The organism is Gemmatimonadota bacterium, from assembly GCA_039715185.1.
In the GTDB taxonomy this organism is placed as follows: Bacteria; Gemmatimonadota; Gemmatimonadetes; order Longimicrobiales; family RSA9; genus DATHRK01.
This window is the reverse complement of the sequence record JBDLIA010000049.1, coordinates 1-23358: the sequence shown is the minus strand read 5'-3', so window position 1 is coordinate 23358 and position 23358 is coordinate 1. Positions and strand designations below refer to the sequence as shown.

Sequence of the window (23358 nt, the reverse complement as noted above, 5' to 3'; positions counted from 1 at the left end):
CTAGGGCGCTCGCCGAGATGGGTGAGCCTCTCGCCCTGCCCACCTCCGCTTTCGAGTACGACCTGCCGGCGGACCGAATCGCTCGGTACCCGGCGGAAAAGCGCGACGGCAGCCGACTGCTGGTGCTCGATCGTGCGAACGCCTCCTTGCGCCACCTTCGATTCTCGGATCTGGCCGAGCTCGTGCGGCCCGGAGACGCGCTGATCCTGAACGAGACGCGGGTGCGCGCCGCGCGGCTGGTGGGACGCAAACCCACCGGCGCCCCGGGCGAGGTGCTACTGCTGCGGCCGGCGCGCGGCGAGCCGGGCGAAAGCGCCGAGCTGTGGGAAGCGCTGGTGCGGCCCGGAAGCAAGCTCAAGCCGGGCCGGACGCTTGAGATCGCCGACGACCTCACGGTGGAGATCATGGAAGGCGCGGGCGACGGAGGGCGGCTCGTTCGCCTGCGGTCGCCCCTGGGCACGGACGAAGCGCTCCGGCGACACGGCCGCGTGCCGCTGCCTCCGTACCTGGAGCGGGAGGCGGAGCCGGCCGACCGGGAGCGCTACCAGACGGTCTACGCCCGCGCGCTGGGATCGGTGGCCGCGCCCACCGCGGGCCTGCACTTCACCCGGACGCTGCTGGATCGACTGCGGGAGCGCGGCGTGCGCATCGGCCGACTGACGTTGCACGTGGGCGTCGGCACGTTCAGGCCGGTGGACACCGACGACCCGGCGCTCCACGCGCTGCACGCCGAGTGGTACGACATTCCGCCCGCGACCGCCGCGCTCGCCGAGGACGTTCGCGCGCGCGGCGGCTCGGTGTGGGCGGTCGGCACGACCGGCGTACGCGCGCTCGAGGCCGCCGCCGATGACTCCGGGCGGCTCACCCGGCTCTCGGGCTGGACCGACCTGTTCATCCGGCCGGGCTACGCCTTTCGGGCCGTCGACCGGTTGCTCACCAACTTCCACCTGCCGCGTTCCACGCTGCTCATGCTCGTGGCCGCGTTCGGCGGCCACGAGCCGGTGATGAACGCCTACCGGGAGGCGATCGCGAGGGACTACCGGTTCTACTCCTACGGCGACGCCATGGCGGTGCTGTGACGGCGACGCCCGCCGTGGCGGCCGCGTCGGGTGCGGTTCCTCGTTTCGAGGTGAGCGCTACGGAAGGCGCGGCGCGCTCGGGCATTCTGCACCTGGCGCGCGGCTCGGTGCGGACGCCCGCCTTCATGCCGGTCGGCACGCAGGCGACCGTCAAGGCGCTCACGCCGGAGGAGGTGACGGCGGTGGGCGCGGATATCGTGCTCGCCAACACCTACCACCTCTACCTGCGTCCGGGCGCCGACATCGTACGCGACCTGGGGGGCCTGCACACCTTCATGCGCTGGGAGCGGCCCATCCTCACCGACTCGGGCGGCTTCCAGGTGTTCAGCCTCGCCGATCTGGCCGAAATCGATGACGAGGGGGTCCGTTTTCGCAGCCACCTCGACGGCTCCACGCACGCCTTCACGCCGGAGTCCGTGGTGGACATCCAGCGGGCCCTCGGCGCCGACGTGATCATGGCCTTCGACCAGTGTCCACCAGGCCGCGTGGGCCGATCCGACGCGCGCGCCGCGCTCAAACGTACGCTGCGCTGGCTGGAGCGCTGCGCGCGGCGCTTCGCCGAGACCGGCGGCCACGGCCCGAACCCGCACCAGGTGCTGCTGCCGATAGTGCAGGGAGGCGCCTACGTCGACCTGCGCCGGGAGAACGCGCGGCGCGTGCTGGAGCTGGGGGACTGGAGCGGCGTGGCCATCGGTGGGCTCTCGGTGGGGGAGCCCAAGCCCGTCATGTGGGAGGTGCTCGAGGCCCTCGAGCCCGAGCTGCCCGGTTCGTTGCCGCGCTACCTGATGGGCGTCGGCTACCCGGACGACCTGCTGGAGGCCATCGGCCGGGGCGTGGACATGTTCGACTGCGTGGCTCCCACCAGAAACGGCCGCCGCGGCACCGCCTGGGTCGAGGACGAGGGACAGGTCAATCTGCGCGCCGCCCGCTTCAAGGCGGACGGCGGACCGCTGGATCCGGCCTGCGACTGCTACGCGTGTGGGCGGTATTCACGCGCCTACATCCGGCACCTGCTGGTCGCGGGGGAGTGGCTCGCACTGCGCCTCGTCTCGATTCACAATCTGCGCTTCCTGATTCGGCTCACCGAGCGCGCTCGCGTGCACATCGAAGCGGGCGACTACGGGTCCTGGAGCGTGGACTGGCTGGAGCGCTTCCGGGCGCGCGCGCCCACTGGCAACTCGGACGCTGACGGCGCATGATCGGCTGCGCGGTTGCGGGGTAGTCGACCGGACCGACGCTGACTTGACGACGACCTTTCAGGAGAAAAACGCGTGTTCGCGACTTTGATTGCGCTGGTACAGGACGGCGCCCAGGGGGGCGGAGGCGGAGCCCGAATGTCCGTCATCCTGATTCAGCTCGCGCTGTTCGTGGCGATCTTCTACTTCATCCTGATTCGGCCGTCCAGGCAGTCGCAGAAGCGCCATCAGGTAATGCAGACGGAGCTGCGCCGGGGCGACGAGGTGGTCACCGACGGCGGCATCGTCGCCAAGATCGTGCACGTGGCAGACGACCGCTTGACGATCAAGACCGCGGACGACACCAGGCTCATCGTGGTGCGCTCCAAGGTCGCCCGCAGGCTCACGCCCACCGGCGAAGCGGAGTCCTGAGGCTCGCCCGTGATCCGCGATATCCGCCTGTTGGGAGACCCGGTTCTGCGCGCCCCGGCCGAGGCCGTTGGTGACGTGGACGAGGACATCCGGAAGCTCGTGGCGGACATGCTGGAGACCATGTACGACGCCGACGGCGTCGGCCTCGCGGCGCCGCAGATCGGCGTCGGCCTGCGGGTCATCGTCGTGGATCCCGGCGAGGACGAAGAATCGGGCCCCGTCGCGCTCATAAATCCGCGCATCACGCGCCGCTCTGCCGAGCTGGAAAAGGCGGAGGAGGGCTGTCTCAGCATACCCGGCATAGCCGACATCGTGGAGCGGCCGGCGGGGGTGGTGGTGGAGGCGCTGGGCGAAGACGGCGGGCCGCTGACGGTCGCAGCGGAGGGTCTGCAGGCGAGGGTGCTACAGCACGAAGTGGATCACCTGGACGGGGTGCTGTTTCTCGACCGCCTCAGCGCGTTGAAGCGCAGGATGGCCCTCCAGAAGTGGCGCAAGCTTCAGGAGGAAGAGAAGGAGCCGTGAGGGTTCTTTTCTGGGGTACGCCCGATTTCGCATTGCCCACCCTGCGCGCGCTGCTCGGGGAGGGCTTCGAGGTCGTCGCGGTCGTAACCCGGCCGGACCGCCCCGCCGGCCGCGGTCGTCGACTGCGCCGCCCCGCGGTGAAGGAGATGGCGGAGGACGAGGGCCTCGAGGTCTTTCAGCCCGTCGCCGCGGGGGACGAAGAGTTCCTGGCCGCCGTCCGGCTGCTCGAGCCGGAGGTGGGAGTGGTGGCGGCGTATGGACGTTTCCTGCCCCGGGCGGCGCTCGATCTGCCCGTCCACGGTACGGTCAACGTGCACCCGTCGCTGCTCCCGGAGCTGCGCGGCGCGGCGCCGGTCCAGTGGGCGCTGATCCGAGGCCTGGAGCGCACGGGCGTGTCGGTCATCCGCCTCGTCGAAGAGATGGACGCGGGGCCCGTGCTGCTGCAGGTGGAGGAGCCCATCCTGCCCGACGAGTCGGCCGCGGAGTTGGCCGCGCGGCTGGCGGAGATCGGCGGAGAGGCCCTGGTCGAGGCGCTCACCCTGATGGAAGCCGGTGAGATCGACGAGGTGGAGCAGGACCACGACGCGGCGACGTTCGCTCCCCCCGTTTCGGTAGACGACGCGCGCGTCGACTGGTCGCGCGCCCCGGAGACGGCCGCCGGCTGGATCCGCGGCACCGACGACGTGCCGGGCGCGTGGACCACCAGGGACGGCGCGCGCTTGAAGGTGTTCCGGCCCGCGCTGGCGGACGGGCCGGCCGGGGTGGGTGGCACGGTGCTCGCGCTGGATGACACCGCCGACGGCCGCGGTATGTTGGTCGCGACCGGCGCGGGCGCGCTGTGGCTCGCGGAGGTGCAACCCGAGGGCCGGCGGCGCATGTCCGCCGCGGACTGGGCGAGGGGCGGAGGGGTGGTCGAAGGGGACCGGCTGGGCGCATGAACCGGGCGGCCGCGCTGCCGCGACTACACGTCGTCACGAGCGACGATGTCGTGCGGCGGGCGGGCTTCTTCGGGAGCGCCGAGCGAGCGCTGCGCGCCGGGGGCGAGCGGCTCGCGCTCCACCTGCGCTGGCGCGGCTCGGGAGCGGAGCTGTACGACCTGGGCGCGCGCTTGAGCGGCGTCGCGGCGGACACTGGCTCAGCGCTGATCGTCAGTCGCCGCGTGGACGTGGCGCTCGCCGTGGGCGCGAGCGGGGTACAACTGGGGACCGGCGCTTTGCCGGCGTCCGCGGCGCGGCGGCTGCTCGGCGCGGGCGCGTGGATCGGCCGCTCCCTGCACCGCGTCGAAGAGGTCGGACGCCTGGAGAGCGCGGCAGATTACGCGTTCCTGGGTGCGGTTTACGACACGGCCTCGCACCCCGGCCGCGGGGCTCTGGGGGTGAGCGGGCTGCGCAGCGCGTGCGCGGCCGCCGCGCGCCCGGTGTTCGCCATCGGGGGAGTGCGCGGCGAACGCGTGGCGGAGGTCACCGCGGCCGGAGCGTACGGGGTGGCGGTCCTCGGAGCCGTGTGGGACGCGGAGGATCCGGCGGAGGCGGTAGGGTCGATGTTGGACAGCCTGGAGAGCTCGTTATGACTTCGCAAACGGCCCTGATCGGCGTCAGGATCAACGGCAGCCAGCGCGAGTTGGCCGGCGGCCAGAACGTAGCGGAGCTGCTGCTTTCATTGGGGCTGCACCCCAGGCTGATCGTGGTCGAGCGCAACGGCGAGATTCTGCGACACGAGCGCTACGAGAGCGTGAACGTCGAGGACGGAGACCGGCTGGAGTTGGTGCACTTCGTGGGAGGAGGGTAGGCCCATGCAATCGGCGCAGGCCGAAGCGAGCACAGGCGATGTGGGGGCGGAGCGAGAGGGCGATCGGCGACTGGTGATCGGCCCGCACGTCCTGGCTTCGAGGCTCATCGTCGGGACCGGGAAGTACGCCGACAACCTGACGATGGTGCGCGCCATAGAGGCGTCGGGCGCGGACATGGTCACCGTCGCCGTGCGGCGCGTGGACCTGGACCGCTCCCACGAAGAGGGCGTCCTGCACCACCTGGATCCGGACCGCTGGCAACTGCTCCCCAACACCGCCGGCTGCTACAGCGCGGAGGACGCCGTCCGTTACGCCCGTCTGGGCAGGGCGGCCGGCTTGAGCGATATGGTCAAGCTGGAGGTGATCGGCGACGAGCGGACCCTGCTGCCGGACGTCTCCGCTACCCTGGAGGCGACGCGGGTCCTGGTCCAGGAGGGATTCCGGGTGCTCGCCTACACGAACGAGGACGTGGTGATGGCGCTGCGCCTCGAGGACGCCGGCTGCGCCGCAGTGATGCCGCTCGCGAGCCCCATCGGCAGCGGCCTGGGGCTCGTGAACCCGTACTACATTCGCGAGATAAAGCGACGCCTGGCGGTACCGGTGATCGTCGACGCGGGCGTCGGCACGGCATCGGACGCGTGCGAGACCATGGAGCAGGGCGTGGACGGGATCCTCATGAACACGGCCCTGGCCGAGGCCCGCGATCCGGTGCGCATGGCGCGCGCGATGCGAGCGGCGGTGGACGCCGGCAGGGACGCGTTCCTGGCGGGCCGGATGCCGCGCCGCGAGTGGGCGGTGCCGTCGTCGCCGACGGAGGGGATGCTCGACTGAGCCGGCCTGGAGATTCCGGAGACGGCGGCACGCTGGCCCGGCGGTGCGCGTTGAGGGTGCTGCGTGACGTGTCGGGCGGCGCGCTGCTGGACCGCTCGGCCGCCCGCCGGTTCTCAGAGCTGGACACCCGGGACAGGGCGTGGGCGGTGGAGGCCGCCTTCGGGACCACCCGCCTGCGTGGCCGACTCGACGCCGCGCTCGCTCCGCACCTGGCCGGCAAGGCGCTCGACCCGGCGGTGCGGGACGTGCTGCGCCTGGGCGTCTATCAACTGAAGGAGATGGGGGGCGTGCCCCCCTACGCCGCCGTGTCGGAGTCGGTGGGGCTGGCCCGCGCGAGCGGTCGAGGCCGCGCGGCCGGCCTGGTGAACGCGGTTCTCCACCGCGTCGCGGAAGCCGATTACGCGCCGCCGCCGACCGGCAGCGACACCCTGACGGCGCTCGCAACCTGGGGGTCGCACCCGCGCTGGCTCCTGGAGCGCTGGCTCGCGCGGTACGGGGCGGACGCGACGGCGGCGCTGGTCGACGCGAACAACCGGCGCCCAGAGTTGTACATTCGCCTGATCGGCGACGGCGTGGACGCCGCGCTGAGGCGGCTGGCCGGCGTCGGCATCGACGCCGAGCGGGTGGCCCTGGAGCCGCGTTCGCTGAGGTTGCCGGCCGGCACCGACCTCGGGGTCGCGTTCGGCGCGGCCCGGGCGATCGTCCAGGATCCCGCGGCGTCGGCGGCCGTCCGGTACGCGGCGCTGCCCCAGGGCCACTCGATCGCCGACCTGTGTGCCGCACCGGGCGGCAAGAGCTTTGCACTGCTCGACCTGGGCGCCGGTCGCGTGACGCCCGCCGACCGTTCGCGGTCCCGACTGCGGTCGGTGGTGGACACGGCCGAGCGGCTCGGACTGCGGGGTGGCTCGACCGGCGCCGCGAGCGCGCCGAGTCCGGCGGGGCTCCTGGGCCCCGTCGCGGCCGACGCGTGCGCGCCGCCGTTCGCGCCGGGCGACGCGGTGCTGCTCGACGCGCCCTGTACGGGCACCGGCACGCTGCGACGGCATCCGGACGGCCGCTGGCGCGTGGGCCCCGCCGACCTGGCGTCGCTCGCGGCGTTGCAGGCGCGTATGCTGGATGCGGCGGCGGATGCGGTGGCGCCGGGCGGCTTGCTGATCTACGCCACGTGCTCGCTCGAACCCGAGGAGAACGAGGAACAGGTGGACCGGTTCTTGGCTGACAACGAAGGCTTCAGGCTCGATCCCCCCGCGGGCTCGGACGTGCCGGTTTGCGCGCAAGGCTACCTGCGGGTGCTTCCGCAGGAGCAGGGCGTGGATGGCTCGTTCGCGGCTCGCCTGCGCCGCGCGGCTTCGTGCTAGGCGACTCGATCCGCCGCCGCTCTGGCCGCTCGGGCCGCCGCGCGTCCGACCCGGCCGCGCCGCCGCCGGGAGGCTGGGGAGTGCGCCTGGCGGGCATCGTGGGCGGGGCGGCGATCGTCGCGTTCGCGGCCGCCTATTTGTTCGCCAGTTTCGTCCTCTACCCGCCCGCCGAAGCGTTCGGCCTGAGCGTCGAGGTGCCCGATCTGTATGACGCCACAGCGGCCGAAGCGAGGGAGCTGGTACGCGGCGCGGGTCTCACCGTTGGCGAGACGGTCGAGGTAGCCGATCCCGCCGCCAAGGAGGGCCGCGTCGTGGCGCAGAGTCCGCTCCCCGGGCAGGCGCTCCGGCCCGGCGGGGAGGTGCGGCTGGCGATCAGCGCGGGGCCGGCGCGCGTACGCATCCCCAACCTCCTCGGCTTCGAGGAGGGGGCCGCGGTGGCGGTCCTCGAGCGCGCCGGCTTCCACGTGGAGCGCTCCCACGAGATCGACGACGAGCCCGCGGGACGGATCGCTCGCATGCAGCCGGCGCCCGGCACGGAGCGGGAACTCCCCGCGACGGTCGTGCTCGTGGTCAGCAGCGGACCGCCCGGCGCCGTACCCGAGGATACCGCGGCCGGCGACGCGGGCGCGGCGGCGGGAGAGGAGCCCCGGTGAGGCGCCTGGCGACGTTGGCATTCCTGGCCGGCGCGGCGGCGCTCCTGGCGGCCGTGCTATGGCGCTCGGACGAGCCCGAGGCACACGCGCTGCACGGCCACGCGGCGTTCGCGGCGTCGTACGCGGCGCCCGACCTGGCCGGCGACACGGTCGCGCTGGCCGACCTGCGCGGCGAGGTGGTGGTCGTCAACCTGTGGGCCACGTGGTGTCGCCCCTGCGTGCGGGAGATGCCGTCGCTTCAGCGCCTCCAGGACGATCTGGGCGACCGTGGGCTGCGCGTCCTCGCCGTGAGCGTGGATCGCCTTCCCAAGGCGCGCGCCGCCGAGGAGGTGGGTCGCTTCATGGAAGAAATCGGCGTCGAGCTCGAGGTGTTGCTGGATCCCGAGGGGCGCGCCGAGCGCGTGTTCGGATCGCTGGGACTGCCGACCACCATCGTCCTGGATCGAGACGGAGCCCTCGTGTACCGGCGCCTGGGCGAAGGCCGCTGGGATGTGCCCCCGCTGCGCGACCGCATCGTGGCCGCTCTGGAGTCCTAGGTGCCGGGCTGGCGCGAGGCGATCGTCCGCAATTGGGCACTCAAGCTGACCGCGCTCGCGCTCTCCGTGGCGCTGTGGTTCGCGGTGCGCGCCGAGACGACCGTACGCGCGCCGATCGAGAACATCGCCGTGGAAGTCGACCTCGGGGTCGAAGGGTGGGTGCTGGACGGCCCACCATCGCCCGATTCGGTCACGGTCGAGTTCGAGGGCCCCGTGCGCGAGCTCATCTCGCTGCGCATCGACCCGCCGCGTTTCGTCGTCCCGGTCGAGAGCGTCGAAGACACCACCTTCGTTCGCGCGCTGGACTTCCGGCTCCTGGAGTACGCCCGCGGGGCGCGGCCGGACCTGACTCAGCCGGTCGACGTCCGACCCGGCACGATCACGCTCTTCCTGGACCGCATCGTCACCCGGCTGATCCCCGTGGCGGTGCCGCTCGCGGGCGCCCTGCCGGACGGCCTGCGCCTGCTCCGGGAGCCGACCGTGGATCCGGCCGTGGTGCAGGTGAGCGGCCCGGCGCGCGTCGTGAACGCGATGGTCTCCGTCTCCACCCTCCCGATCGATCTGGGCGAGTTGTCGGAGGACGCCGTCGTGGAGGCGGCGCTCGATGACGCCGTCCCGGAGTCGGTGGCGGTGGCGCCGGGCGTCGTCCGGGTGCAGCTCGCAATCGGCGCGGATCGAGCCACCGACGAGCTCGAGCGGGCGTCGCGTCCGTGACGGCGCCGGCCGAAGCGCCGGGCGCCCTGGAGCGAACTGCGGCGCCGAGGCCGGTGGCTGGAGACCACGCACCCGCTGACCCGCCGCTCGTGCTGGGCGTAGAAACATCCTGCGACGAAACCTCCGCGGCCGTTCTCGGACCCGGCGACGACATCCTGGGACACGTGATCCTGACGCAGGACGAGCACCGCGTGTTCGGTGGAGTGGTGCCCGAGTTGGCCTCCCGGGCCCACCTGAGGGTGCTCGGCGGCGTGGTCTCCTCGGCGCTCGCCGAAACCGGCGCGTCTCTCGGCGACATCGGCCTTTTCGGGGTGACCGCCGGGCCGGGCCTGATCGGCGCGCTGCTGGTCGGCGTGGAATGGACCAAGGCGGCCGCGTGGGCTCTCGGGCGTCCCGCCGTGGCGGTCCACCACATGGAAGGTCACCTGTTCGCCGCGACGCTGTCCGACCCTCCCGCCGAACCGCCCTTCGTGGCGCTGCTCGTTTCGGGCGGGCACACGCAGCTCCTCTGGGTCCCGAATTGGGGCAGCTATCGGCTGCTGGGCCAGACGCGGGACGACGCGGTGGGCGAGGCATTCGACAAGGTGGCGCGTTTGCTCGGACTGCCGTTTCCGGGCGGCGCGCACGTCGAGCGGCTGGCGGCCGATGGCAGCGCCGAGGCGTTCGATTTTCCGCGCCCGATGAGCGGAGCGCGCGGCGACGGCCGCTTCGATTTTTCCTTCAGCGGGCTCAAGACCGCCGTCGCCGTCGCGGTCCGCGACCTGGAGGCGAAGGGTGGACTGGGCCCGGCCCGCGCGGACCTGGCGGCGTCGTTTCAGGCCGCGGCGGTGGACGTACTGGCCCGGAAGACCCGAGCGGCCGTCGCGGAGACGGGAGCCGAGCGGGTCGTGGTCGGCGGAGGCGTGGCGGCGAGTCGCGCGCTCGCGGAGGCGCTCCGGGCCGCGCTCGGGGAGGACGTAGCGGTGTACCATCCGCCGCCCAGGCTGGCCACGGACAACGCCGCCATGATCGCGCGAGCGGCGCGCTTCCGCTACGCGGCCGGGGGCGCGTCTCCGCTGAGCTTCACCGCGAGCGCCGGCCTCCCCATGCCCGGCCTGGACGCGGCGGCCTGATGCCGCCGGTCCGGAGGCCGACCCCGTGAGGGCGCCGCGAGGACTGAGCATCCTGCACGTCAGCGACCTCCATTTGGGGCCGCCGTTCATGCCCGAGGTCGCCGAAGCTCTGCTCGCGCGCGCGGCGGCGCTGGAGCCCGACGTCGTCGTCGCGTCCGGCGACTTCACGCAGCGCGCCAAGCCTGAGCAATTCGAGGCCGCGCGGGCCTTTCTGAATCGCCTCCCCACGGCGGATCTGGTAACCGTTCCGGGCAATCACGACGTGCCTCTCTATCGCGTGCTCGAGCGCCTCTTCACGCCCCTCGATCTGTACCGCGAGCACATCCACCCGGAGTTGAACTGGGTCCTCGAGCGCGAGGACGCGGTCATCGTCGCGCTCGACTCCACCAGGCCGCGCAGGCACATCACCAATGGCCGCATCGACGCCGCGCAGCTCGAGCTCTGCGAACGCTCTTTCGCCGCGGCCGGCGAGCGGGCGCGCATCGTGGTCGCCCACCACCACTTCGCGCCGGCGCCCGACTACGAGCGCTCGGAGGTCATGCCCAGGGCCCGCTACGCGCTGGACCGGTTCACCGCCATGCGCGTCGACCTGATCCTGGGCGGGCACCTGCACCGGGGCTACATCGGCGACTCACTGGACGTCTACGCCGGTGCCGACGCGGCCCACGGCATCATCATCGTCCAGTCGGGGACCACCACGTCGCGTCGAGGGCGCGCGCGCGAGGCCGAGAAAAACTCGTTCAACGTGATCCGGGTGGGGGCCCACGACGTGCGCGTGACTCACTACATGCACTTCGACGAGCAGGCCGACTTCGAGCCGATCAGCGAGCACAGGTTTCCGCGCCCCGGGCTCGGCTTTTTCCGAGAGGGGCCGGCGGGGGCGAGTCCGTGACCGAGACTCGGCCGACCACGGCCCCCGAGGCGGCCGAGGCGAAGCGTCGCACGCGCTACCGCCGCTGGGTCGCGCTGGGCGGTCTCGTGGCGCTCCTGCTCGCCGGGCTCACGGTGGTGATCATGAGCCGCACGCGGGTGGGTCAGGAGCGCCTGCGTCGGGTTACGGTGAACTGGCTGGAGGACCGGTTCGCCGGGCGCATCGCCATCGGCGAGGTGGGCAGCGAGGCGAGCCTCCTGGGCACGATGACCTTGGGGGATGTCACCATCACGGAGCCCGGCGGGCGCCCGTTCGTGGCAGTGCGTTCGGCGATTCTCTCCTATGACTGGCGCACGCTCGTGTCCGGCCGCGTGGTCCTGGATCGCGTGCAGTTGGAGGGCGTCGACGTGGTCGTCGAGCGCCTGCCGGATTGGGACGAGTGGAACTTCGATCGTGCTTTCCGAGCGGGCCCCGACGATCCCGCGGACACGGCGCGCGTGCTGGTGGAGCTCCACAACGTCTCGATCACCGACGCCAGCGTCGAGTTACGGCTGCCGTGGGACGGCGAGGCAGAGGATTCGGCCCGCCTCCTGCTGGAGGACACGCCGTCGGGGCCGCTGCGCGTGTTCGCCCTCCAGGACCTGAGCCTGAACGCGAGCCGCATTCTGGCCGAAACCCCGGACGAACCGGGGCGCTTGGTGGAGTTGGACGGTTTCTCCGCCCACGCGTATGTGTGGGACCAGCCCGCGCGCATCGAGTCGGCCCGCGGCACCATCGCGGTGCGCGACTCCGTCGTGACCCTCGACCTGGACCGCATAGAGCTCCCCGGTTCGAGCTTGTCCGCGCTGGGACAGGTCGTTTTCGGCGACAGCGGACCCAGGGTCGATGTTCGGTTGGAGGCCCCCCGCGTCGCCCTCACCGACCTCACCTGGCTTCACCCCGAGCTTCCCACGGTCGGCCGAGGACGGGGGACGATCCTGATCCGGGCGCTGGCGCCCGGCAGGGTCCTGTGGTTCGCCGAGGACCTCGACCTGGAGACGCCGGACACGCGCGTGCGGGGAACGGTCGGCCTGGTAACGGGGGACACGCTCTACTTCAGCCGGCTCGACCTGGTCGCGGGTCCGCTGGACGTGCCGACGCTCGAGCGCCTGCTGCCGGTCGACCTGCCCCTGGACGGTCTCGAGGTCGAGGCGCTGCGTTTGAACGACGGGGGCTGAGCCGGCGGACCACGGCCCGGCGGCCGGGGTACTCTCGCCCGTCGGAGCGCGCGCTACCGTCCGGCGCCAGCGATGAGATTCGGAGGCCTTTTCGGAGCGTCCCAATGCAGACGACCAAAGTATTCATGATGATGGCGGCGCTCACCGCCCTGCTCGTGGTGGTGGGCGGCGCGGTGGGTGGACAGAACGGCGCCGTCGTGGCGTTCGCGTTCGCGGGCGTGACCAACTTCGGCATGTACTGGTGGAGCGACAAGATGGTGCTCCGCATGTACAAGGCGAAGATCGTGGGTCCAGACGAGGCGCCTGGGCTCCACCAGATGGTGGACCGCCTGCGCCAGAACGCGGGGCTGCCCATGCCGACGGTCGCCATCGCTCCGTCCAAGCAGCCGAACGCCTTCGCCACGGGTCGGGGCCACGGACACGCCGTCGTGTGCGTCACCGAGGGCATTCTGGAGCTCATCGACCGCGACGAGATGGAGGGCGTCATCGCCCACGAGTTGGGCCACATCAAGCACCGGCACATGCTCGTCAGCACCATCGCCGCGACCATGGCCGGCGCGGTCGGGTTCCTCGCCACGATGGCCAGGTGGGGTGCGATCTTCGGCGGGCGGGGCGGCGACAGGAATCCGCTGGCGCTCATCGTGGCGGCCATCATCGCGCCGATCACGGCGATGATCATCCAGTTCGCGGTGAGCCGCCAGAACGAGTTTCAGGCGGACCGGACCGGCGCCGAGATCTGCGGGCGCCCGCGGCACCTGTCGGACGCGCTCGTGAAGCTCGATGCTCACGCGCGGCGCATTCCCATGCAGATCAACCCGGCGGCGGCGCAGCTGGCCATCGTCAATCCGTTGGCGGCACACAGCGGCGGTCGGCGCGCGCTATTCAGCACGCACCCGCCCACCGAGGAGCGCGTCGCGCGTCTGCACGCGCTGCTCGAGGACCCGACCTTCCGGCCGCTGGAGGCTTGAGCCAGTCGCCGCTCGTCCCGCGGCGCGCTCTGGTCATCGTCAATCCGCAGGCGGGCCAGGACTCGCTCGAACGCCTGCGGCGCCGCTTGGGAAGCGCGCTGACGGCGCGGGGCGTCGCGTTCGACATCGTGGAGACGCTCGCCCAGGGACACGCGACGGAGCTCGCGCGGGCGGCGCTCGGCGAAGGGTACGGTGCGGTCTGCGCGGCGGGCGGGGATGGCACCCTCGCCGAGGTCGCGACCGGCCTCGTGGGCTCGGACGTCCCCCTGGCGATCATCCCCCGCGGCACCGCAAACCAGGTCGCGCGTAACCTCGGCGTCCCCACGGACATCGAGGGCGCCGCCGAGGTAGTGGCGACCGGCCGCTCCGTGGGCGTCGATCTGGGTCGGGCCAACGGGCGCGTGTTCGCGCTGGCGGTGGGCGCGGGGTTGGACGCCGCGGTGATGGCCGCGACCTCCCGCGAAATGAAGGAGCGGTGGGGCTTCGGCGCGTACATCTACGCCGCGCTCCGCGAGGCGGTGCGCACGCCCCCGGCGGAGTTCCGGATCGTCGCCGACGGCGAAGAGCTGCGCATCCGCGCGCTCAGCGTGATGGTCGCCAACGTGGGCGAGCTCTTCGCCGGCATCCTGCCGTCGCTGTCGCTGTCTCCCTCGGCGCGCGGGCTCGACACCTGGCGGGACGGACTGCTGGACGTGCTCGTCGTGGCCCCCGAGAGCGTGCTGGGACTTGCGAGCGTGATCTGGCAGTCCGTCCGCGGAACGTTCCGCGGCGACAAGCACCTGTATCACCGTCAGGCGCGGGCCGTGACCATCGAAGCGGATGGCGACGTGCCGGTGCAGGTGGATGGCGACGCCGCCGGGGTTACGCCCGTCGAGGTAAGGGTCGTGCCCGGCGACCTGCGCGTGCTCGTCCCCGCCTGACCTGGGGGCCTCGATGGCCGGGGTGCGCGCGGTTATCTTTGCCCCTTCGACAACCCCGGGCGCGCCCGGCCGGCGGTGAACGCCGCCCACCCGCGCGGCGCCCCCCGCGCACTGCATCCAATGGCCATCTCGGCATCACAACTCCGACGGGGCTCGGTGGTCCTGGTCGGCGGCGACCCTCACCGCGTCGTGGAATACCAGTCGGTGAAGCCCGGCAAGGGCCCGGCGTACATGCAGACCAAGCTTCGCAACCTCAAGACGGGCGCGATCTTCGATCAACGGTACCGTTCCGCGGACACCGTCGAGACCGCCTCGCTCGAGACCCACGAGCTCCAGTTCCTGTACGCCGACGGCACGCACTACCACTTCATGAACAACGAGACGTTCGAGCAGGTGGTTCTGGACGACGCCGCTCTGGAGGGCGCCGCCCGGTGGCTCATGCCCAACCTTGTGATCCAGGCGGAAGTGTTCGACGGCAGCCCGATAGGAATCCGTCTCCCCAAGACCCTCGACCTCCAGGTGGTGGAGACCGAGCCAGGGGTCCGCGGCGACACCAAGACCGCGGTCACCAAGCCGGCCAAGCTGGAAAACGGAGTCACGGTGACGGTGCCCCCGTTCATCGAAGTCGGCGAAAAGGTGCGCGTCGACCCCGCGGAAGGCGTGTACCTGGAGCGCGCCAGGTAGCAGCGGACGCCTAATGGACTGTAACAGGTGAGTACTTAGCATTCGAGCGGCGATGCATCCCGCCCGGGGTCGTTGGGACTCCTCGCAATAGCGCTGCTATTACTCGTCCTCCCGCCTCCCCGGATCGGGCGCCTCGCCCCTCTCGATGCTTAACTATCATCTGCTACAGTCCACTAGCCCCCCGCCCCGGTCGCGGCGCGACCCGATGCCTTGACCTGCGCCCGCCGGTTTGGCGATGATACGTGGCTATGCCAGATGAGCTGCTAATCGTCCGCGGCGCGCGCGAGCACAACCTCCAGAACATCGACGTCGAGATCCCCCGGGACCGGCTCGTGGTCATCACGGGTCTGTCCGGGTCGGGCAAGTCTTCGCTGGCGTTCGATACCATCTACGCGGAGGGGCAGCGGCGCTATGTCGAGTCGCTCTCCGCCTACGCACGCCAGTTCCTGGGTGTCATGGAGAAGCCCGACGTGGACGTCATCGAGGGGCTCTCTCCAGCCATCAGCATCGAGCAGAAGACGGCTGGCAGGAACCCACGCTCCACCGTCGGCACCGTGACCGAGGTGTATGACTACCTGCGCCTCCTGTGGGCGCGCGTGGGCGTGCCGCACTGCGTCACGTGCGGCCGGCCGGTACGCCGTCAGTCCGCGTCCCAGATAACGGACCGCGTCCTGACCTGGCCCGAGGGCGCGAGGATCGAGGTCCTCGCGCCGCTGGTGCGTGGCCGCAAGGGGGAATTCCGGGAGCTCTTCGAAGACCTGCGTGGCCGCGGATTCATCCGCGCCAGGGTGGACGGGGAGGTGCACGACCTGGACGACCCGCCCGCCTTGAATCGATACGAGAATCACGACCTGGCGGCCGTGGTGGACCGGCTGGTGGTGCGCGCCGACGACCGGCCCCGGCTGGCCGATTCCGTGGAGCTGGCGCTGCGCACCGCGGACGGCGTCGTCGAGGTGCTGCGGCACGACGGCGGCGAGCCCGCCTCTCGGCTCTTCAGCGAGCGATTCGCCTGCGTGCACTGTGGCACCGGACTGGCGGAGTTGGAGCCGCGCCAGTTCTCCTTCAACTCGCCCTACGGGGCCTGCCAGGGGTGCGGAGGGCTGGGGACGAGACGCGAACCGAGCCCCGAGCTGATCCTCGGCGACTCCAGCATCAGCATCCTGGAGGGAGTCGTTCTGCCCTGGGGCGACCCCTCCGGGCACCTGCGTCGCTCGGTGATCCCGGGCCTGGTCGAGCACCTGGACTTCGACCCGAACGCGCCGTGGGGCTCGCTGCGTGAAGAGGTGCGGGAAGTCCTGCTGCACGGCTCGGGCGGGGAGGCGGTGCGATTCCCCTATCGCACCGCAGGTCGCGACGGCGCCTACGAGGAGCCCTGGGAAGGAATCCTGGAGAACGTGCGTCGGCGCTACGCGGAGACCGGCTCGGACGCCGTGCGCGAGCAACTGGCCGCGTACATGACCGCGCTGCCCTGTCCGCAATGCCGGGGGGCTCGCCTCAAGGCCGAGTCGCTCGCCGTGACTGTGGACGGGCGATCCCTGGGCGACGCCGTCGCAATGAGCGTGGCGGACGCGGCGACGTTTTTCGCGGGGCTGCCCGTTTCGCGGGAGGGAGCGCCGCACGGCCCGGACGCGCTGCCGGGCGAGATCGCCGGCCCGATCCTCAAGGAGGTCACCGACCGGTTGCGCTTCCTCCAGGACGTGGGGCTCGGCTACCTGGCGCTGGGACGGAGCGCCGAGACGCTCTCCGGCGGGGAGGCGCAGCGCATCCGACTCGCCACCCAGATCGGCAGCCGGCTGGTGGGCGTGCTCTACATCCTGGACGAACCCTCCATCGGGCTTCACCAGCGCGACAACGAGCGGCTGCTGGAGACCCTGCGGCGGCTCCGCGATCTGGGCAACACGGTCATCGTCGTGGAGCACGATCGGGACACCATTCTGGCCGCGGACCACGTGTTGGATCTGGGGCCGCGGGCCGGACGGCACGGCGGCGAGGTCATGGCCTCGGGCGACGTGCAGACCCTGCTCGCCGCGCCCGACTCGCTCACCGCCGCTTATCTGCGCGGCGACCGCGAGATCCCGATGCCCGCCCGCCGCCGTCCGGCGGATCCGTCGCGGGCGCTCGTGGTCCGGGGGGCAAGAGAGCACAACCTGCGGGACCTGGACGTGCACTTTCCGCTCGGCACGTTCGTGTCCGTGACGGGAGTGAGCGGCTCCGGCAAGAGCACCCTGGTCAACGACATCCTCTACCGCGCGCTGGCCCGCCACCTCTACCGCGCGCGTACCCTGCCGGGCGCGCACTCGGCGGTGGAGGGCGTGGATCGCGTGGGCAAGGTGATCGACATCGACCAGTCGCCCATCGGCAGGACGCCCCGCTCCAACCCGGCCACGTACACCGGCCTCTTCACGCCCATGCGGCAGCTCTTCGCGGAACTGCCCGAGTCCAAGCTGCGGGGCTACGCGCCGGGCCGCTTCTCCTTCAACGTGAAGGGCGGACGCTGCGAGGCCTGCGCGGGCGACGGCCTGGTCAAGATCGAGATGCACTTCCTGCCGGACGTCTACGTCTCCTGCGACGTGTGCCGGGGCCGGCGCTACAACCGGGAGACCCTGGAGATTCAGTACCGGGGCAAGAACATCGCGGACGCTCTGGACATGACCGTGAACGAGGCGCTGGAGTTCTTCGACGCGATCCCGGCGCTGAAGAGGCGCCTCCAGACGCTCTCGGACGTGGGCCTCGGCTACATACACCTGGGCCAGTCGGCCACCACCCTTTCGGGGGGCGAGGCCCAGCGCGTGAAGCTCTCGTCGGAGCTGTCGAAGAAGGATACCGGGGACACCGTATATATTCTCGATGAGCCCACCACGGGCCTCCACTTCGAGGACGTGCGCCTGCTGCTCGGCGTGCTGCATCGGCTCGTGGACCGCGGCAATACGGTCATCGTGATCGAACACCACATGGACGTCATCAAGACCGCCGACTGGGTGATCGACCTGGGGCCCGAAGGCGGCGACGGCGGAGGGCTCATCGTGGCGGAAGGGACGCCCGAGGAAGTGGCCGGCGTGGCCGCCTCGCACACGGGCGCGTTTCTGGCCGGGCTTCTGGACGAGGCCGCGGCGGCCTGACCCGTCGTGGCGGCCCGTCGTGGCGTTCACCGGGAAACAAGTCCATAATTGCCGACGTAGTGCCAGCTAGCGGCACTTTACTTACTCGGAGGCGAAATGACGCGCGACGATTTCGAGAGCTACATGATCCGGATGGGAATCGACTACGAGGAGGTCGAGGACGGGCTCTGGCTGATAGAGCCCACCAACGGCGCTCCGTCGGTCGTGGTCAACTGGTCTCCGCCGGTGGCGTTGCTCCGACTGAAGGTCATGCACCTGCCTGAGGCCATGTCCGACATGGATCTGGCTCCGCTGTTCCGGCAACTGCTGGAGTTCAACGCGACGGACATCGTGCACGGCAGCTATGGAATAGAGGAGGGGGACATAATCCTCTCCGACGCGTTGGAGTTGGAGACCCTGGACTTCGAGGAGTTGCGCAACTCCTACGAGAGCATGGTCTTCGCCGCGTCCTCCCACACCCCGGTAATAGCAGGGCTGACGGGAGCTGCCGCGGTCGCCGGGGAGGAGGCTTGACCGATGGGAATCTTCCATAAGCTCTCCATGCTTCTCCGCTCGAACATCAACGACGCGATCGCCAAGGCGGAGAACCCGGAGAAGATGCTCAACCAGATCATCGTGGACATGCGCGAGCAGCTGGCCAAGGCCAAGCAGGAAGTGGCCGTGGCGATCGCCGACGAGCGAAAGCTGCGCGCGCAATGCGATACCGAGCACAAGCAGGCCCAGGAGTGGGAGCAGCGCGCCATGCTGGCCGTTCGGGAGGGTCGCGATGACCTCGCCAAGCAGGCACTCCTCCGTCAGCAGGAGCACACCGAGCGGGCGCTGAACCTCGAGGCGACGTGGAATCGGCAAGCCGGCGAGACCGAGAAGTTGAAGGGGTCGCTGCGCCAGCTGAACGACAAGATCGAGGAGGCGAAGCGCAAGAAGAACCTGCTCATCGCCAAGCAGAAGCGCGCGCAGGCGCAGAAGCGGATCCACGAGACCATGGCCGGTCTCAGCGACCGCTCCGCTTTCGACGCGTTCGAGCGAGTGGCCGAGCGGATCGAGGATTCCGAGCGCCACCTGCTCGCCTCCCAGGAGGTCACGGAGGCGCTCACCGGCGATACGCTCGAGACCGACTTCGCCCAGCTGCAGATCGGCGACGACGTCGAGACGCGGCTGCTGGCGTTGAAGCGCGACATGGGTTTGCTGGCGCCGGGAGACGAGTCCGAACAGCGCCAGATCAGCTCCGGCAACGGGCTTGTCGAGGAAGCGGAGGAGGATGACGGCTCCGACGTCACGCTGGACGACACCGTGATGGAGGCCGAGCTGGAGGAGGAGGGCGCCTGAGCCCAGGAAAAGCCGCCCGAGCTAGCCGTAGCGAAGGGTCGCGCCGCGCTTACGGCGTCCTGATCGCGGCGGTTTTCACGGTCCTGCTGCTGCTGTTCATGGCGCGGATCGCGGAGATCCTCCTGCTGTTGTTCATCGCGGTGCTGTTCGGCCTGTACCTGGGCGCCGTGACGGACGTCTTCCAGCAGCGGCTGCACATCCCGCGGCCGGTGGGCGTCGCATTGGCCGTGCTGTTCACCATCGCGGGCCTCGTCGGGGTCGGTTACCTCGTGGTGCCCCCGGTGGCCGACCAGACGCAGGAGCTGGTGGAGGCCAGCCCGCAGCTGCTCGCGGGCTGGGACTCCGCGCTCGTGGAGGTGGCCAGCCGGAGCCCGCTGTTCGCGGAAGCGGTGGGCGTGGCCGGCGGCGAGGGCGCCTCGCCGCTGGGAGGGCTGCTGGCCGAGATCCGCGGTTGGGCCGCTGCTCTGCCCGACTATCTCGCGAGCGGCGTCACCTTCCTGATCCACTTCGTCAGCGTGATGATCATGGGCGTGTTCCTCGCGGTGCGCCCGAACCAGTACCGCGAGGGTCTCATTCTGCTGGCGCCTCCCAGGCACCGCGAGCTGGTGCGCGACATCCTGACCGAGCTCGGCGCGACCCTGCGCGCGTGGATCACGGGACAACTGTTCGCGATGTTCACGCTCGCGCTGATGACCTGGTTGGGGCTGTGGATCCTGCGCGTGCCCTACGCCCTGGCGTTCGGGGTGTTCACCGGCCTGGTGGCCATCGTGCCGTTCTTCGGCACGCTCGTTTCGACGCTTCTGCCGGCGCTGTTCGTGCTCGGCGCGGGGGGGCTGGGGAAGTTCTTCGCGGTGATCCTGCTGGGGCTGATCGTGCACCTGGTGGAGGCGAACCTGATCATCCCCATGGTCATGCAGCACCAGGTCAAGCTGCCGCCCGTGCTCACGCTGCTCAGCGTTCTGATCATGGGCACCCTGCTGCACGCGATCGGGCTCATCGTTGCGGTCCCCGTCCTCGCGACTGTGATCGTCGTGGGGCGCCGGATCTACATCGATCGCTTGCTGGAAGGGAAGGGCTTCCGCAGGGCCGTTCGGGACGAGGCCATCCGGATCCGCCTCTCCGGTCCCGACGTGATGGTGTCGCCGCGCGCGCGCGCCACGAGCGTGCCCGGCTGGTTGGAGAAGGACCGCGACGGCGCCAGCTCGGTGCCGACCTGAGGGGCGCTACGGCGCCTTGGAAACCTCCCTCAACAGCCTACCGTCTACGATCCGGCACAGCGCGTCGCGCTGAAGCGACAGCGTGTCCAGCGCCGCCGCCATCCGGGCCGCGTCCAGCGACCCGTACCGCTCCAGGGGAGCACGCCACCCCAGCGCAGCCAGCGCGCGCGTAACGCCATCCACCGCGGCCGCGCCCCAGCGCTCCGCGGGCCGCGTTTCGGTCCTGTCGGGGCCGGTCACGAACGACGGCCGCGCGATCACCCAGCTCAGCGGCGACGCCCGCGCGGCCACCTCGACCTCGCCGCGCGCGCGCAGGTAGGGATTCCGCGCCTGGGCGTCCGCGCCCAGCGCCGACAGGTACACCAGCGTCGGCCGCACCCCGCCGCTCAGCGCGGCCTCGATCAGCAGCAGCGGCAGGTCGCGGTCCACCTCCTCGTAGCCGGCCCGCTCACCCCGCCGGCGTGCGGCGGCTGAGCGCCGCCGCGTAGTGCCCACCAGGATGAACAGCCTGGACGGCCGCCACCGGACGAGCGAGGAGCGCATCTCCTCCAGCGTCCACGCGGCGCGGTCGATTATGGCCCCGGCCGCCGCGAGCGCGTCGCGCGCGCCGGCGGCCGTGGAGCCCGGCCGGACGTGCGCGACCACCGGGTCTCCGGCGCGCGCCAGGCGCATCGTCAGGGCGCGCCCGACGTACCCCGTGGCGCCCGCTACGTAGGCGGGGCCGGCGCCCGCGGCGCTCAAGGCCGCGCGGGCGGGCCGCTTGCCGCGGCCGCGTAGAGGAGGTAGGGCGCGGCGGACGCGCGGAAGGCCTCGGCGGTGGTCTCCCAGCCGGCGGTCAGCTCCTCCAGCGGCAGACCCGCGTCCACGCCCTCCCGCAGCGCCGACGAGCCCGCGAGCCGGTCGATGGTACCCGTCCACGCGAACCGGTCCGGGTGCAAGGCGCGCGCGCCCGCGATCAGCGCGGCCCCCGTCCGGACGGGGTCGTAGGCGGCGCGATCGGTCACCGTCAGGCGCACCCCGCGCACGCGCTCGCCGTCGTACTTGCCGTCCTGCGGAGCGTCCGGGACGAAGCTGGTGGTGTCGATCCGGACCCCCGCCAGGCCGTGGCCGCGCGCGGTCTCGGCCAGCCGCTCCGCGTCCAGCCACGGCGCGCCGATCTGCTGGAAGGCGGCGTCGGTGCCGCGCCCCACCGACAGGTTGGTGCCCTCCAGCAGGACGGTGCCCGGGTAGTGCGCGGCGCTCTCCAGCGTGGGCATGTTGGGCGACGGCGGCCGCCAGCGCAGGCCGGTCTCGTCGAACCAGCGGTCGCGCCGCCAGCCCTCGACGCCCACGACCGTGAGGTCGACCGCGACGCCCCTCTCGCCCACCAGGTAGCGGGCCAGCTCTCCCGGGGTCAGTCCGTGGCGCATGGGGATGGGGTGGAGGCCTACGAAGCTCAGGTGCCCGGCGTCCTGCGTCGGCCCCTGGACCAACTCGCCCCCGATGGGATTGGGACGGTCCAGGACGACGAAGGCCACGCCCGCGTCGGCCGCGGCCTCCATCGCGAGGGCCATCGTCCACACGTACGTGTAGGGTCGGGCGCCGATGTCCTGGATGTCGAAGACCAGCGCGTCCAGGCCGGCGAGCATGGCGGGCGTGGGCTTCCTTCTTTCCGCCCCTCCGTACAGCGTGTGCGTCGGCAGCCCGGTAGTCGGGTCGACGCCGTCCCGCACCAGGCTGTCCAGCGCCACGTCGCCGCGCAGGCCGTGCTCGGGCGCGAACAACGCCGCGAGTTCCACGTCCGCGAGCGCGTGCAGCGCGTCCACCGTGCTGCGTCCGTCCGCGGCGCGGCCGGTGTGGTTGGTGATCAGCCCCAGGCGGGCGCCGCGCAGCGCGTCCGGTACCGAGCCCAGGAAGACGTCGACGCCCGCCCGCACGGCCGGCGGCGGCGGCTCCGCGCCTCCGCCACCCGCCGCCGCCGGGGCGTCGGGAGCGCACGCGCCGAGAAGCAAGGCCGCGAGCAAGGCCACGACACGCGCGGGGAACCCGCACGCCGCTTCGGATGTCCCACAGTCCGGGGCCCGGCGGGCGGCGCTCGCGCGCGTAGCGTCCCGCCCCGCCGGCGCCCGGCGGGCGGAATCTCGTTGCTCCTTCTGGTGGGCGTCCGTACAGTTGGCCATCGAGGATGTGTGGTTGTGGATGATGGAATCCCAGGTCGAAACATGACGAGGCTCTCGTCGCTCGCAATCCCGGGTCTCGCGACCGTCCTGTCGCTCGGCGTTTTCGCGGGCCTCACGGCCGTCGGCCCGGCCCCCGTTTCCGGCCAGGGCGATCCCGTGCGAGAGGCTCGCGCGCAGGCGCCAGCGGCCGCCGCGTCCCTCGACGCGGACAGCGTCTGGGTCGAGGCGACGCTGGCGCGTCTGCCGCTGCGCCGAAAGATCGCCCAGATGGTGATGCCGTGGATGTCCGCCGAGTACCTGGCGGTGGACAGCGACCGGTTCCGGGAGCTGCGCAAGGCGGTGGAAGCCGAGGGCGTGGGGGGCGTCATCACGTCCGTGGGCGGGCCCATGGAGGTGGCCTCCAACCTCGCGCTCCTTCAGCGCCACTCGGACGTCCCCCTGCTGGTCGCGGCGGACCTGGAATACGGCGCCGGCCGCATCCTGGACGGCGGCGTGGTGCACCCCTTCAACGTGGCCGTGGGCAGCGCCACGAAGTTTCCGCCGCCCATGGCCTTCGGCGCCACGGGGGAGCCGGAGCTGGCCTACGAGATGGGCCGCATCACCGCCGTCGAGGCGCGCGCCGTGGGGATCCACATGGCGTTCGCGCCGGTGGTGGACGTCAACAACAACCCGCAGA

Annotated in this window: 25 protein-coding genes; 23 read left to right on the top strand and 2 right to left on the bottom strand. The window is 71.5% G+C overall.

Annotated features, from left to right (window positions below; genetic code table 11):
* Positions 1–17: 17 nt before the first annotated feature.
* The 22 genes from queA to ABFS34_10195 all read left to right on the top strand — a co-directional run bounded on the left by queA (position 18) and on the right by ABFS34_10195 (position 20523).
* Positions 18–1079: a tRNA preQ1(34) S-adenosylmethionine ribosyltransferase-isomerase QueA gene (gene queA, locus ABFS34_10300; protein ID MEN8375827.1), complete on the top strand. Its 1062-nt coding sequence runs from the start codon at positions 18–20 to the stop codon at positions 1077–1079.
* Positions 1076–2278 carry a tRNA guanosine(34) transglycosylase Tgt gene (gene tgt, locus ABFS34_10295; protein ID MEN8375826.1) on the top strand — a complete coding sequence of 401 codons (1203 nt, stop codon included), beginning with the start codon at positions 1076–1078 and terminating at the stop codon, positions 2276–2278. Before queA ends, tgt begins: the two co-directional genes overlap by 4 nt.
* A gap of 72 nt (positions 2279–2350) precedes the next feature.
* Complete coding sequence (gene yajC / locus ABFS34_10290; protein MEN8375825.1) at positions 2351–2686, top strand: preprotein translocase subunit YajC; 336 nt, start codon at positions 2351–2353, stop codon at positions 2684–2686.
* A 9-nt stretch (positions 2687–2695) separates the two neighbouring features.
* Entirely contained in the window at positions 2696–3208 is a 513-nt protein-coding gene (gene def / locus ABFS34_10285; protein ID MEN8375824.1) for a peptide deformylase, read from the top strand.
* Positions 3205–4146 (top strand): methionyl-tRNA formyltransferase, encoded by a 942-nt coding sequence (gene fmt / locus ABFS34_10280; GenBank protein ID MEN8375823.1) that lies wholly within the window; start codon positions 3205–3207, stop codon positions 4144–4146. Before def ends, fmt begins: the two co-directional genes overlap by 4 nt.
* Positions 4143–4778, top strand: a complete 636-nt coding sequence (locus tag ABFS34_10275) for a thiamine phosphate synthase (protein ID MEN8375822.1) — start codon at positions 4143–4145, stop codon at positions 4776–4778. Before fmt ends, ABFS34_10275 begins: the two co-directional genes overlap by 4 nt.
* A complete protein-coding gene (thiS, locus tag ABFS34_10270; protein MEN8375821.1) occupies positions 4775–4996 on the top strand; it encodes a sulfur carrier protein ThiS in 222 nt (73 codons plus the stop codon). The genes ABFS34_10275 and thiS overlap by 4 nt, the downstream gene beginning before the upstream one ends.
* 4 nt (positions 4997–5000) lie before the next feature.
* On the top strand, positions 5001–5828 hold the full coding sequence (locus tag ABFS34_10265; GenBank protein MEN8375820.1) for a thiazole synthase: 828 nt from the start codon (positions 5001–5003) through the stop codon (positions 5826–5828).
* Entirely contained in the window at positions 5786–7186 is a 1401-nt protein-coding gene (locus tag ABFS34_10260) for a transcription antitermination factor NusB (protein ID MEN8375819.1), read from the top strand. Before ABFS34_10265 ends, ABFS34_10260 begins: the two co-directional genes overlap by 43 nt.
* A gap of 80 nt (positions 7187–7266) precedes the next feature.
* Entirely contained in the window at positions 7267–7839 is a 573-nt protein-coding gene (locus ABFS34_10255; GenBank protein MEN8375818.1) for a PASTA domain-containing protein, read from the top strand.
* Positions 7836–8375: a TlpA disulfide reductase family protein gene (locus ABFS34_10250; protein ID MEN8375817.1), complete on the top strand. Its 540-nt coding sequence runs from the start codon at positions 7836–7838 to the stop codon at positions 8373–8375. The genes ABFS34_10255 and ABFS34_10250 overlap by 4 nt, the downstream gene beginning before the upstream one ends.
* A complete protein-coding gene (locus tag ABFS34_10245) occupies positions 8376–9089 on the top strand; it encodes a YbbR-like domain-containing protein (protein ID MEN8375816.1) in 714 nt (237 codons plus the stop codon).
* A 53-nt stretch (positions 9090–9142) separates the two neighbouring features.
* Complete coding sequence (tsaD, locus tag ABFS34_10240) at positions 9143–10201, top strand: tRNA (adenosine(37)-N6)-threonylcarbamoyltransferase complex transferase subunit TsaD (protein ID MEN8375815.1); 1059 nt, start codon at positions 9143–9145, stop codon at positions 10199–10201.
* A 25-nt stretch (positions 10202–10226) separates the two neighbouring features.
* The gene (locus ABFS34_10235; GenBank protein ID MEN8375814.1) at positions 10227–11093 is read left to right on the top strand and encodes a metallophosphoesterase; all 867 of its coding nucleotides are present in this window, start codon (positions 10227–10229) and stop codon (positions 11091–11093) included.
* Positions 11090–12289 carry a hypothetical protein gene (locus tag ABFS34_10230; GenBank protein MEN8375813.1) on the top strand — a complete coding sequence of 400 codons (1200 nt, stop codon included), beginning with the start codon at positions 11090–11092 and terminating at the stop codon, positions 12287–12289. The genes ABFS34_10235 and ABFS34_10230 overlap by 4 nt, the downstream gene beginning before the upstream one ends.
* A gap of 104 nt (positions 12290–12393) precedes the next feature.
* Positions 12394–13257 (top strand): zinc metalloprotease HtpX, encoded by an 864-nt coding sequence (locus ABFS34_10225; protein MEN8375812.1) that lies wholly within the window; start codon positions 12394–12396, stop codon positions 13255–13257.
* Positions 13254–14177, top strand: a complete 924-nt coding sequence (locus ABFS34_10220; GenBank protein MEN8375811.1) for a diacylglycerol kinase family protein — start codon at positions 13254–13256, stop codon at positions 14175–14177. Before ABFS34_10225 ends, ABFS34_10220 begins: the two co-directional genes overlap by 4 nt.
* A gap of 120 nt (positions 14178–14297) precedes the next feature.
* Complete coding sequence (gene efp / locus ABFS34_10215) at positions 14298–14861, top strand: elongation factor P (GenBank protein MEN8375810.1); 564 nt, start codon at positions 14298–14300, stop codon at positions 14859–14861.
* Between the two features lie 248 nt (positions 14862–15109).
* On the top strand, positions 15110–17980 hold the full coding sequence (gene uvrA / locus ABFS34_10210; GenBank protein ID MEN8375809.1) for an excinuclease ABC subunit UvrA: 2871 nt from the start codon (positions 15110–15112) through the stop codon (positions 17978–17980).
* 96 nt (positions 17981–18076) lie between these two features.
* Positions 18077–18493 carry a hypothetical protein gene (locus ABFS34_10205; protein MEN8375808.1) on the top strand — a complete coding sequence of 139 codons (417 nt, stop codon included), beginning with the start codon at positions 18077–18079 and terminating at the stop codon, positions 18491–18493.
* Positions 18494–18496: 3 nt separating this feature from the next.
* Positions 18497–19306 carry a PspA/IM30 family protein gene (locus ABFS34_10200; GenBank protein ID MEN8375807.1) on the top strand — a complete coding sequence of 270 codons (810 nt, stop codon included), beginning with the start codon at positions 18497–18499 and terminating at the stop codon, positions 19304–19306.
* Positions 19303–20523: an AI-2E family transporter gene (locus tag ABFS34_10195; GenBank protein ID MEN8375806.1), complete on the top strand. Its 1221-nt coding sequence runs from the start codon at positions 19303–19305 to the stop codon at positions 20521–20523. Before ABFS34_10200 ends, ABFS34_10195 begins: the two co-directional genes overlap by 4 nt.
* 6 nt (positions 20524–20529) lie before the next feature.
* Here ABFS34_10195 and ABFS34_10190 read toward each other — a convergent pair whose 3' ends face one another.
* Together ABFS34_10190 and ABFS34_10185 are read right to left on the bottom strand one after the other, a co-directional pair.
* Positions 20530–21264: an NAD(P)H-binding protein gene (locus ABFS34_10190; GenBank protein MEN8375805.1), complete on the bottom strand. Its 735-nt coding sequence runs from the start codon at positions 21262–21264 to the stop codon at positions 20530–20532.
* A complete protein-coding gene (locus tag ABFS34_10185) occupies positions 21261–22532 on the bottom strand; it encodes a DUF1343 domain-containing protein (GenBank protein MEN8375804.1) in 1272 nt (423 codons plus the stop codon). The genes ABFS34_10190 and ABFS34_10185 overlap by 4 nt, the downstream gene beginning before the upstream one ends.
* 192 nt (positions 22533–22724) lie before the next feature.
* Between ABFS34_10185 and ABFS34_10180 the strand changes: the two genes are divergently transcribed.
* A partial coding sequence (locus ABFS34_10180) for a glycoside hydrolase family 3 N-terminal domain-containing protein (GenBank protein ID MEN8375803.1) occupies positions 22725–23358 on the top strand: 634 nt, incomplete at its 3' end.